The 11,364-nt window shown below is 69.0% G+C and carries 10 protein-coding genes and 1 pseudogene; 9 read left to right on the forward strand and 2 right to left on the reverse strand.

All coding sequences use genetic code 11. The features are described 5' to 3' along the window. The first annotated feature begins 2 nt into the window (after positions 1-2). Both ACFYTQ_RS03705 and yajC read left to right on the forward strand, forming a co-directional pair. Complete coding sequence (locus ACFYTQ_RS03705) at positions 3-1,496, forward strand: flavin-containing monooxygenase (RefSeq protein ID WP_387356807.1); 1,494 nt, start codon at positions 3-5, stop codon at positions 1,494-1,496. 91 nt (positions 1,497-1,587) lie between these two features. After that, complete coding sequence (gene yajC, locus ACFYTQ_RS03710) at positions 1,588-2,004, forward strand: preprotein translocase subunit YajC (protein WP_387356809.1); 417 nt, start codon at positions 1,588-1,590, stop codon at positions 2,002-2,004. Between the two features lie 19 nt (positions 2,005-2,023). Here the strand turns inward: yajC and ACFYTQ_RS03715 are convergent, their stop codons facing one another. After that, positions 2,024-2,350 (reverse strand): hypothetical protein, encoded by a 327-nt coding sequence (locus ACFYTQ_RS03715; RefSeq protein ID WP_387356811.1) that lies wholly within the window; start codon positions 2,348-2,350, stop codon positions 2,024-2,026. A gap of 409 nt (positions 2,351-2,759) precedes the next feature. Between ACFYTQ_RS03715 and secD the strand changes: the two genes are divergently transcribed. Genes secD through ACFYTQ_RS03740 form a run of 5 tightly spaced genes read left to right on the forward strand, consistent with a single transcriptional unit; the run spans position 2,760 to position 8,507 of the window. After that, positions 2,760-4,550, forward strand: coding sequence for a protein translocase subunit SecD (secD, locus tag ACFYTQ_RS03720; protein ID WP_387356813.1), 1,791 nt, complete (start codon positions 2,760-2,762; stop codon positions 4,548-4,550). A gap of 2 nt (positions 4,551-4,552) precedes the next feature. Next, entirely contained in the window at positions 4,553-5,746 is a 1,194-nt protein-coding gene (gene secF, locus ACFYTQ_RS03725) for a protein translocase subunit SecF (RefSeq protein ID WP_387356815.1), read from the forward strand. 2 nt (positions 5,747-5,748) lie between these two features. Further along, complete coding sequence (locus ACFYTQ_RS03730) at positions 5,749-7,437, forward strand: ABC transporter substrate-binding protein (RefSeq protein WP_387356817.1); 1,689 nt, start codon at positions 5,749-5,751, stop codon at positions 7,435-7,437. 35 nt (positions 7,438-7,472) lie between these two features. Further along, positions 7,473-8,045 (forward strand): adenine phosphoribosyltransferase, encoded by a 573-nt coding sequence (locus ACFYTQ_RS03735; protein ID WP_387356819.1) that lies wholly within the window; start codon positions 7,473-7,475, stop codon positions 8,043-8,045. A gap of 48 nt (positions 8,046-8,093) precedes the next feature. Further along, entirely contained in the window at positions 8,094-8,507 is a 414-nt protein-coding gene (locus tag ACFYTQ_RS03740; RefSeq protein WP_387356821.1) for a hypothetical protein, read from the forward strand. 4 nt (positions 8,508-8,511) lie between these two features. Here the strand turns inward: ACFYTQ_RS03740 and ACFYTQ_RS03745 are convergent, their stop codons facing one another. Continuing rightward, positions 8,512-8,817, reverse strand: a complete 306-nt coding sequence (locus ACFYTQ_RS03745) for a hypothetical protein (RefSeq protein ID WP_387356823.1) — start codon at positions 8,815-8,817, stop codon at positions 8,512-8,514. A 185-nt stretch (positions 8,818-9,002) separates the two neighbouring features. Here ACFYTQ_RS03745 and ACFYTQ_RS03750 point away from each other — a divergent pair. Both ACFYTQ_RS03750 and ACFYTQ_RS03755 read left to right on the forward strand, forming a co-directional pair. Further along, positions 9,003-9,445, forward strand: a pseudogene (locus ACFYTQ_RS03750) (nitroreductase family deazaflavin-dependent oxidoreductase). A 158-nt stretch (positions 9,446-9,603) separates the two neighbouring features. Beyond that, positions 9,604-11,208: an ATP-binding cassette domain-containing protein gene (locus ACFYTQ_RS03755; RefSeq protein WP_387356824.1), complete on the forward strand. Its 1,605-nt coding sequence runs from the start codon at positions 9,604-9,606 to the stop codon at positions 11,206-11,208. Positions 11,209-11,364: the final 156 nt, after the last annotated feature.

Raw genomic sequence — 11,364 nt, forward strand, 5'->3', positions numbered from 1 at the left:
GCGTGACACCTCGATACGACGCCGTGGTCGTAGGGGCGGGGTTCGGCGGGATGGGCGCGGGCATTCAGCTCGACCGGCTCGGCTTGCGGGATTTCGTGATCGTCGAGCGGGAGGACGATCTGGGCGGCACCTGGCATGTGAACCGCTATCCCGGGCTGGCCGTGGACATCGCCTCGGTCACGTATTCGTATTCGTTCGAACCGAATCCGCACTGGTCGCGGCTGTTCGCTCCGGGCGCCGAACTCAAGCGGTACGCCGAGCACGTGGCCGACAAGTACGACCTGCGCCGCCGGATGCGCTTCGGCACCGTCGTCGACGGCGCGCGCTGGGACGACGAGGGGCAGCAGTGGGTGGTGTCGATCCAGGGCGGGGAGACGCTGACCGCGCGCTACCTGCTCACCGCGACCGGCTTCCTGTCCCAGCCCTACACCCCGCCCTTCCCGGGCATCGAGAACTTCGCGGGCAAGATCATCCACACCACCGCCTGGGACGACGACTACGACCTGCGCGGGCGCCGCGCCGCCATCATCGGCACCGGCGCGACGGCGGTGCAGCTGGTCCCGGAGGTGGCCGCGCGGGCCGCCGAGCTGACGGTGTTCCAGCGCACGCCGATCTGGGTGGTGCCCAAGGTCGATACCCCGATCCCGCGGCCGGTGCAGGAGCTGTTCGCGCGAGTTCCGTTGGCGCAGAAGGCCGCCCGCCTGGTGAACACCAGCGCGCTGGAGCTGCTCATGGTGGCCGGGGTGCTGCACTACCGGGAGATCAAGGTGGGCAACAAGGGCGCGGCGCTGCTGGCCAAGGCGCATCTGCGCGCCCAGGTCCGCGATCCGGAGACCCGGCGCAAGCTCACCCCCGACTACGACTTCGGCTGTAAGCGGCCCACCTTCTCCAACACCTACTTCAAGACGTTCAACGAACCGCACGTGCGGCTGGAGACGAACTCGATCGACCACCTCGAGGCCGACGCCATCGTCACCGCCGACGGGCATCGCACCGAGATCGACACCCTCATCCTCGCCACCGGCTTCAACCTGTGGGACGTGAACTTCCCCGCCCTCGAGATCATCGGCCGCGAGGGCCGCGACCTCGGAAAGTGGTGGCGCGACAACCGTTTTCAGGCCTACGAGGGCATCACCGTGCCGAAGTTCCCCAACTTCCTGAGCCTCAACAGTCCCTACTCCTACAGCGGGCTGTCCTACTTCACCACCATCGAGGCCCAGATGAAGCACATGAACCGCCTGTTCGGCGAGATGTTCCGCCGCGGCGAACACGTCTTCGAGGTCACCGAGCAGGCCAACGCCCGGTTCCTGGACACCGTCACCGACAAGCTCGCCTCCTCGGTGTTCTACGACGGCGACTGCGCCACCGCCCGCAGCTACTACTTCAACCAGCACGGCGAGGCCGCCCTGCTGCGCCCCAACAGCACCCTCACCACCCACCGCGAGGCCGTGACGTTCCCGCTCGACGACTACGTCTACGGCGCGCACGCGGCCTGAGCGCGGGCGGTGGTGGCGGTGTCGCCGCGTCCTGGCAGACTGTTGGGGTAACCACCCACCCGCAACCCGAGACTAGGGACCGACAACGACGATGGAATACCTGTTTCCGCTGCTGCTGGTAGCTCTGCTCGTGCCGATGTTCCTCGGTGTCCGCCGCCAGAAGCGCGAGGCGGAGAAGGTTGCCGACCTGCAGCAGAGCCTGAAGGTCGGTGACCGGGTCACCACCACGTCGGGGCTGTACGGCACCGTCGTCGATGTGGACGACGTCTCGGTCGATCTGGAGATCGCCGAGGATGTCGTGACCACCTGGCTGCGCGCCGCGATCCGCGACGTCCGCACCGACGACACGGCCGAGACCACCGGGACCACCGAGACCGCAGAGGCCACCGAGGCCACCGCGGCCGACACCGAGACCCCCGCCGCCGGGAGCACGCTCGCCGAGCGGCCCGCGCCCCCCGCCGCGGAGGAATCGGTGGACGAGACCGACTCCCGCCTCACCAAGGAGTGACCCGGCCGGCCTCAGCGGCCTACGTGTGCCACGTGCGCAGGTGGTAGTACTCCACCAGGCAGCCGTACTTCTGCGTCTCGGGGTTCACCGGGCACCCCATCGTCCCCGCCGGGACGTTGTTGACCATGTCGCAGACGTACTGGAGCCTCGACGGCCCGCCCGCCGCGGCGACGGCCTGGCCGCCCGCCACCTGACAGTCGTGCAGATTCGTGAACAGGTTGGTGGGCGCGGCGCTCGCCGTGTGCGCGGCGCCCAGACCGAGCGCGCCCGCCGCCGACACGACGAACGCGACCCGCTTGGCCCGACGCCACACGGTGGCGGTCGAGACGGCATTCGACAACAACATCAACAACATCCCTTCTGGTGATCCCCCCGGTTCTCCGGGATTGTCTGGTTGGACGTCGTTGCGGCAGAACCGGTTCCAGCCCCCGAGATGTGATCTGGACCACGGCGTGAAACGCGGCGGAGGACGCGTCACACGCCGGAGGGTGTGCGGATGTGGCGCTCCCGGCCGGGACTGGCAGACTGTGGGGGTAATTCACCCACACGACAGACTAGGGACCGACGACAACGATGGGTCGATACCTGTTTCGGCTGCTGGCCGTCCTGCTCGTGCCGATCTTCCTCGGCGCGCTCCGGCGGCGCCGGGCGGTCCCGAAAGTCGGTGAGAGTGAGGCGCGCCCGCCGACGTCCCGCCGGTGTTGACGCGCGTCGACCCATTGTTGATCCCGAGACCCGTCTAGGAGTTAAGAGCCGTGCCACCTTCCAAGGGAACGGGGCATCCGTTGCGGCTGCTCGGCGTGTACGCCTTGCTGCTGATCGTGATTTTCGCGCTGGTGTTCTTCACCGGCTCCAAGTCCCCGACGCCCAAGCTCGGCATCGATCTGCAGGGCGGCACCCGGGTGACGCTCACCGCCCGCACAGCCGACGGTAAGAAGCCGAGCAAGGACAGCCTCGAGCAGGCCCAGCGGATCATCGAGTCCCGGGTCAACGGGCTCGGCGTGGCCGGTTCCGAGGTCGTCATCGACGGCGACAACCTGGTGATCACCGTGCCGGGCAAGGACGGCGATCAGGCCAAGTCCCTGGCCACCACCGCGAAGCTGTACGTCCGGCCGATGCTCAACGAGCTCCCGGTGCAGGGCTCCGGTGCGGCGAATCCGGCGCAACCCGGACAGACGCCGGGCACGGCCGTACCTCCGGGCCAGCCGACATCGCCGGAAACCCCGGCGCCGCAAGGCGAACCCGCCCCCGCGCCCCCGGCCGAACCCGCCCCGGCGGTCCCGGAGGGCGAATCCGCGCCCGCCCCGCAGAACCGGATCTTCCCCGCGCAGGCGCCGACCACTCCCGAACCGAGCCCGGCCCCCGCTCCGACGACGACTCCCGGTGCGCCGCAAGGCAATTCGAAGGATCTGACGCCGCAGCAGCAGGCCCAGCAGCAGATCGCGCAGGCCCGGCAGTTGCGCCAGAGCGACGACCAGCAGACCCAGCAGATCGCCGCCGCGGCCCTCGCCTCGGGCGGCTGCGGCGCGGCCGATCCGCTGGCCGGTAACGATGATCCGGCGAAACCGCTGGTGACCTGTTCCACCGACGGCAAATTCGTCTACCTGCTGGGTCCGAGCGTGCTCGACGGCCAGCAGATCTCCGACGCGAGTTCCAACTTCAACGCCCAGCAGTCGCAGTGGGAGGTGGACGTGAAGTTCACCTCCGCGGGGGGTAAGACCTGGGGTCAGCTGACCGACCAGTACTACCAGAAGCGGCTGGCGTTCACTCTGGACTCCAAGGTGATCAGCGCGCCGGTGGTCCAGGCCTCGGGCCAGTACAGCGGTGACACCCGCATCTCCGGCAACTTCAACTCCAGCACCGCCAAGGATCTGGCCAACCAGTTGAAGTACGGTTCGCTGCCGCTGTCGTTCGCGACCTCCGAGGCCGAAACCGTCTCGGCCACACTGGGTTTGTCCTCGCTGCACGCCGGTCTGATCGCGGGCGCGATCGGCCTGATCGCGGTGCTGCTGTACTGCCTGCTCTACTACCGCATGCTCGGCTTCCTGGCCGGATTCTCGCTCGTCGCCTCGGGTTTCGCGGTGTACGGCATCATCGTGCTGCTGGGCAGGTGGATCAACTTCACCCTGGATCTGGCCGGTATCGCGGGTCTGATCATCGGTATCGGCATGACCGCGGACTCGTTCGTGGTGTTCTTCGAACGCATCAAGGACGAGATGCGCGAGGGCCGCAGCTTCCGGTCGGCCGTGCCGCGCGGCTGGGCGCGCGCGCAGCGCACCAACCTCTCCGGCAAGACGGTCAGCCTGATCGCCTCCGCGGTGCTCTACATCCTGGCCGCCGGGCAGGTGAAGGGTTTCGCGTTCACCCTCGGCCTGACCACCGTGCTCGACGTGATCGTGCTGTACCTGGTCACCGCGCCGCTGATGATGATGGCCTCGCGCTCGCCGTTCTGGGCCAAGCCGTCGGTCAACGGGCTGGGCGCGGTCCAGGAGCTGGCCCGCGAACGCAAGGCCGCCGCGGGCATTCTCGCCGGTAAGGAGGCGTGAGCATGAACAAGAACTCCAGTCCGGTCCTCGACGCCGTCGACGAACCGATCCGCGAGGAGCCCGGCCAGCACGGTTTCTTCGAGCGGCTCTACACCGGCACCGGCGGTTTCCGGATCGTCAGCCGCCGCCGGCTGTACTACGGGATCAGCGCCGCGCTCGTGGTGATCGCGCTGCTGAGCATCGGGATCCGGGGCTTCACCCTGGGCATCGATTTCGCGGGCGGTACCCGCATCCAGGTCCCGGCCACCGGGCAGATGAGCACCGACCAGGTGTCCGACGTGTACTCGAAGGCGTTGGGGCACAGTCCCGTCACCGTGCAGAAGGTCGGCTCGGGCGCGGCCGCGTCCTACGAGATCCGCTCCGACACTTTGACCGCGCAACAGCAGGACACCGTGCAGGGCGCGCTGTTCGACGCCTTCCATCCGAAGGACTCCTCGGGCGCCGAGAGCCGCAACGCGATCAGCGTCGCCGAGATCAGCGAGACCTGGGGTGGGCAGATCACCCGCAAGGCGCTCATCGCGCTGGTCGTGTTCGTGCTGCTGACCATGGTCTACATCGCGATCCGCTTCGAACGCGACATGTCGATCGCGGCGATCGCCTCGCTGCTGTTCAACCTGATCGTGACCGCGGGCATCTACTCGATCGTCGGCTTCGAGGTCACCCCGGCCGCGGTCATCGGCCTGCTGACGATCCTCGGCTACGTGCTCTACGACAACGTGGTCGTCTTCGACAAGGTCGAGGAGAACACCCGCGGCGTCCTGCATCTGACCCGGCGCACCTACGGCGAGCAGGCCAACCTGGCGGCCAACCAGACGTTGATGCGGTCGATCAACACCACCGTCATCGGCATCCTGCCCATCATCGGCATGTTGGTGATCGCGGTGTGGCTGCTCGGCGTCGGCACCCTCAAGGACCTCGCGCTGGTGCAGCTGGTCGGCATGATCGTCGGCGCGTACTCGTCGATCTTCTTCGCGGTGCCGCTGCTGGTGACGATCAAGGAGCGGTACGGGCCCGTCGCCGCGCACACCCGGAAGGTGCTCGCCAAGCGGTCCAACGCCGCGCAGGCGCGCATCCGCGAGGCCGCCGCCGAGCGGGCCAGCGCGATCAGCGGACCGGTCCGGCCGCGCGAAAGCGACTCTCCCGCACCGAGACCCGGTGCCCGGCCCAGTGGGAAACGGCACAAGAGAAGGCACTGAGCATGCGCGACGGCAGGAGGGGTTACCGCTGGGCCGTCGCCGTCCTGGCCGCGGGCGCGCTCGTGGCCGGTTCGGTCACGGGCTGTTCGAGCAAGAACCAGGTGCCGTCGATCGGGTACGCCGTGGACGCGGTGCCGGTCAGCTACAACGGCGGCAGCACGCTCGGCGCGAACGGCGGTGCGGCCGCGGTGTTCTCGCGCGTGCTGACCGGGTTCTTCTACACCGGCCCGGACGGGCAGCCGGTGGCCGACACCGATTTCGGCACCGCGAAGGAGGTGCCGGGCGAGGCGCAGACCATCCAGTACCGCCTCAACCCGGACGGGGTGTACTCCGACGGCGTCCCCACCTCCTGTGACGACCTGGTGCTCGAATGGGCCGCGCGCAGTGGGCGTTTCAAGCAGTTCGACGCCGCGTCCACGAGCGGCTACGCCGATATCGAGCGGGTGGAGTGCCAGCCCGGGTCCAAGGACGCGACCGTCGTCTTCCGGCCCGATCGGCACTACGTGGCGTGGCGGACCCTGTTCAACGCGGGCGATCTCATGCCCGCGCACATCGCCGCGCAGGCCGCCGGAATCCCGAACGTGGTGTCGGCGGTGCAGTCCGGCGACCGGGCCGTGCTCGATCGGCTCGCCCAGTTCTGGAACACCGGCTGGAACCTCAAGCCCGGCAACATCGATACCAAGGTGCTGCCCGCCTCGGGCCCCTACCGCGTCGAATCCTTCAGCGACAGTGACGGTCTCGTGCTGGTGAAGAACGAGAAGTGGTGGGGCGAGGCCGCGCGCACCCCGCGCATCGTGGTGTGGACCAAGAGCGGGGATCTGGCGAAGAAGATCTCCGACAAGGCCGTGGGCGTCATCGATGTGGGCGCGGGGTCGGTGAAGAATCTGAACCTCAGCGGCTTCACCGTGAACCAGGTGCCCGGCCGCGGGGCCGAACAGCTGGTGTTGTCGACCGCGGGCCTGTTCGCGGGGGCCGACACGCGGCGGGCGTTCGCGACGTGCGTGCCGCGCCAGGCGCTGTTCGACAAGCTCGGCCACCCCGGCTTCGACGTCAAGGTCGGCCCCGGCGCCGGACCGTTGAATTCCCGCACGGTGCAACAGGATTCGCCGTACTACCCGGCGATCACCGGACCGGCGGACAAGTATCGCACCGGCGACGCGGCCGCCGCCCGACAGGCGCTGGGCGCGACGCAGAATCCCACCGTGCGCATCGGCTACCGCGCCCCCGACGACCGCCGCGCGCAGACGGTCGCCCTGATCGCGGACGCGTGCAAACCGGCCGGTATCAATGTGGTGGACGCGGGCGCGGCGGACTTCACGGCGACGCAGCTGAGCGAGGGCAAGGTGGACGCGGTGCTGGGCGGTACCGCCGCCGCGCCCGGGCCGTCCGGATCGTTGCCGGGGGTCGAGGCCGCCGCCGCGCTGCACGGCGGGCAGGGTTCGAATTTCGGCCGGTACGGCAACGGGCGTTACGATGCGATCGCAGATCAACTTGCAGCCGACGACAATTCGACGACCACGCTGAATCTCGACAGCGAGGCGGAGAACCTGCTGTGGAGCGAGATGCCGACGATTCCCCTGTTCGCCACGCCCCGCACCATCGCCTTCGGCGCGGGCCTGGAGAACGGGATCGCGAACCCCACCGAGGGCGGTGCGGGTTGGAACATGGACCGCTGGGTGCTACAGCGCTGACCATCCCCGGGCGGGAGATGAGGGAGTAGGGCCAGATGAGCAAGCATGGAATGGTCGAGACCGAGAATTCCGCGGGGGAGCGACTCAGCCGGGCTTCCGACGCCGTGCGGCGGCTCACCCGCTGGCACGACGACTTCCCCAGTCCCGGTGTGCGATTCGCGGATCTGACGCCGGTCTTCGCCGACGCCTCCGGTTTCCACGCCATCGTCGACTGTCTGGGCGGGGTCGCCGGGGAGGTGGATATCGTCGCGGGCGTGGACGCGCGGGGCTTCCTGCTGGGGGCGGGCGTCGCGACCGCGCTGGGCACGGGCGTGCTGGCCGTGCGCAAGGCCGGCAAGCTGCCGCCGCCGGTGATCTCGCGCGAGTACACCCTCGAATACGGTTCGGCCGCACTGGAAATCCCCGCCGACGGGGTCGAACTCGCGGGCCGCCGGGTGCTGCTGCTCGACGACGTGCTCGCCACCGGCGGCACGCTCGCCGCGGCGGCGGAACTGTTCCGCGACGCGGGCGCGGAGGTGGTCGCGGCCGGAGTCGTGCTCGAGCTGAGCTTCCTCGGCGGCCGGGAGCGCCAAGGCGACTATCCGGTCACGTCGATCGTGCGGCTGTAGGCCCGCGGTGCTTGAGACTCGCCGGGCCGCTCACTAAGCTCGGCCCTCGTGAACCGCCGTCGCAGCACCCGGGTGAGCATGTTGCTCGCCGGTGCGGTGGCCACCATCTTCGCGGTGGGCGCGGCGACCGCGTCCGCGTCTCCGTCGGCCGCGGTGCACGGCGGCACGACGATCTCCGCGCACGTGACCGGCGAGCGGGCCGGGCAGATATGCCGGATCGCGGCCCCGGGCATCGATATGCCGTGGCGGCCGGTGGGCCGGGACGGCACGGTCGATCTGGACACCGGGCCGCTGCCCGCCGGGCGGCACGAGGCCCGCGTGGTGTGCGAGGATCCGCGCGTCGGCGACGCGTCGGTCCGGACGGTGGGTCGGGTGGAGGACGTGTTCACCGGCCGCTGGGCGCCGGTCTTCGAATTCCTCCACCACCACCGCCTCGAGGTGCTCACTCCGCGGGGTCGTTGAGCACCTAGAAGCGGGCCACCAGTCGGGCGATGATGCCGGTCACGACGAGCCAGAACACCGCTGCCAGGCCGTAGTTGATGATCACGTCCAGCTGCCAGGTGCCGGTGTTGAACAGGCCCGGGAAGAACAGGGCCAGCGGCTCGGCCAGCCCCTTCATGAACGTGAAGAACCGGTTGTCGGGGTTCGCCTTCAGGACCAGCATGAGGATGTAGACGACCTCGATCAGCGCGAAGATGCCGCCGACGGCGCTGATGATGGCCGCCGCGGTACCCGTGCCGCCCTGAGTGCGATAAGTGCGATATCTGTACATGCCACGGACGTGCCCGCTCGACGCTCGATCGAAACGGACACGCCGCGAAGTTTTGGGGCCTTGACCTGGCGAATGTCTGGCAACCGGAAAATTGTGAGAGCACTGCTCTTGACGATTCGGCGCGCGTGGTGCAGACTTGGAGTCACAACAGAGAGCATCGCTCTCAAAAGTGAGGAGCAGTCGCCATGAACACCACCCGCTACATCGGCCCCAGCGGACTCGACCCGATCATGAACAAGATCTTCAACCAGCTGCCCCGGATGGGCATCAGCGTCATGGGTCGCGCCTGCTCGCCGTGCGCGGGCGCAAGTCGGGCGAGTGGCGCACGACCATGGTCAACCTGCTCGTCGGCGAGGACGGCAACCGCTACCTGGTCGCCCCGCGCGGCAACACCCAGTGGGTGCGGAATCTGCGCGCCGCCGGGGGCGGTGAGCTGCGGCTCGGGCGCAAGGTCGAGGCGTTCACCGCGACCGAGATCGCCGACGCGGACAAGGTCCCGGTGCTGCGGCTGTACCTGAGGAAGTGGGGCTGGGAGGTCGGCCGCTTCTTCGAGGGCGTCACCAAGGACGCCACCGACGCCGAATTGGCCGGTATCGCACCGGGTTTCCCGGTCTTCCGGATCGACTGATCCGGGGCCGGAATAACCCCTTGCGCGCGGTCGTTTAATCCGCTAACTTCTCAATCCGTTCTGTTCCCGTTGATCGGAGTCGTGCCGTTGCTCTTCTGAGGTAGCCCCGAGTGGCCCGCATTCGCGCGCCGCATCCCTCGCCACCTCCAGGAGCACGCATGTCAACCTCTACTGTCGTCCTCTCCGATCTCACCTTCGCCTGGCCCGACGGCACACCCGTCTTCGACGGGCTGGACGCGGTCCTCGGACCCGGGCACATCGGTCTGATCGGCGGCAACGGCGCGGGCAAATCCACGCTGCTGCGGCTGATCACCGGTGAACTGCGGCCCGCGCGCGGCTCGATCACCGTTCCCGGCCGGCTCGGTTACCTGCGCCAGGACCTCGGCCTGGCCGCCGGGCAGCGGGTGGACGCCGTGCTCGGCATCGCCGAGGTGCGAAAGGCATTGCACCGCATCGAATCCGGGGCGGGCACCGAGCGCGACTTCGATATCGTCGGCACCCGCTGGGACGTCGAGGAGAACGCGATCGCGCTGCTGGGCAGGCTCGGACTGCGCTACCTCGCCGACGACGTGGCGCAACTCGACCGCAGGCTGGACACCCTCTCCGGCGGCGAGACCGTGCTGTTCGGACTCGTGGCCGAACTGCTCGCCGAGCCCGACGTCCTGCTGCTGGACGAGCCGACCAACAACCTCGACGCGGCCGCGCGCGCCCGGCTCTACGAGGTGATCGGCCAGTTCCCGGGCACGGTGCTCACGGTCAGCCACGACCGCGAACTGCTGTCCCGGGTGGCCGCGATCGCGGAGCTGCGCGGCGGCGAGATCCGTTTGTACGGCGGCGATTTCGACGCCTACACGGCCGTGGTCGAGGCCGAGCAGGAGGCGGCGCGCGCGGCGATCCGCGACGCGCGCAGCGATGTTCGCAAGCAGTCCCGCGAATTGGTCGAGGCCCGAATCAAATTGGACCGCCGCAAGCGGTACGGGCAGAAGATGTGGGAGAACAAGCGCGAACCCAAGATCGTCATGGGTCAGCGCAAACGCGAGGCGCAGGTGTCGGCGGGCAAACTGCGCAACAACCACATCGCCAAGGTCGAGGAGGCCAAGGAGACGCTCACCCAGGCGCAGGAACTATTGCGCGACGACCGGGAGATCCGCGTCGAATTGCCCGGCACCCGAGTCTATCCCGGGCAGGAGGTCGTCGAACTCGACGAGGTCCGGCTCGCCAACGGCCCGGTGGTCTCGCTGACGGTGACCGGTCCCGAACGGATCGCGCTCACCGGCCGCAACGGCGCGGGTAAGACCACCCTGCTGCGGCGCGTCGTGGCCGAACCGCCGAAGGTGCCGTGGCGGCTGCTGCCGCAGCGGCTCGACCTGTTCGACGACGAGCGCTCGGTGTTCGAGAACGTCGCGGCCGCCGCGCCGCACGCCTCGGCCGAGCGGATCCGGGCGCAACTGGCGCGCTTCCTGTTCCGCGGGTCCGACGCCGATGTGGCCGCGGGCGCGCTGTCGGGCGGCGAGCGGTTGCGGGCCGCGCTCGCCCTGTTGTTGCTGGCCGGTCCCGCACCGCGGTTGCTGCTGCTCGACGAGCCCACCAACAATCTCGACCTGCCCAGCCTGCGGCATCTCACCGAGGCGCTGGCCGGATTCGAGGGCGCGCTCATCGTGGTCAGCCACGATCCGCGCTTCCTCGACGAGATCGGGGTGACCCGGCGGCTCGAACTGACCGCGGACGGGCTCGTCGACACCGACGCCCCGGAGCCGGACTGACCGGGGGAGCCGGGGGTCGCGCACATGCGCGGGGAACCCCCGGCTCACCTCGTTCGTTGTCAGTCGGTGTTCGTCCGGGCGGGCGTCGGCCAACGGGATTAAGGTTGTGGTCTGAGCCGTTGCTCGGTCCGCTAGTGTGATCCGATCGAGCCGGTG

This window comes from Nocardia sp. NPDC004068, assembly GCF_042874315.1.
GTDB lineage: Bacteria > Actinomycetota > Actinomycetes > Mycobacteriales > Mycobacteriaceae > Nocardia.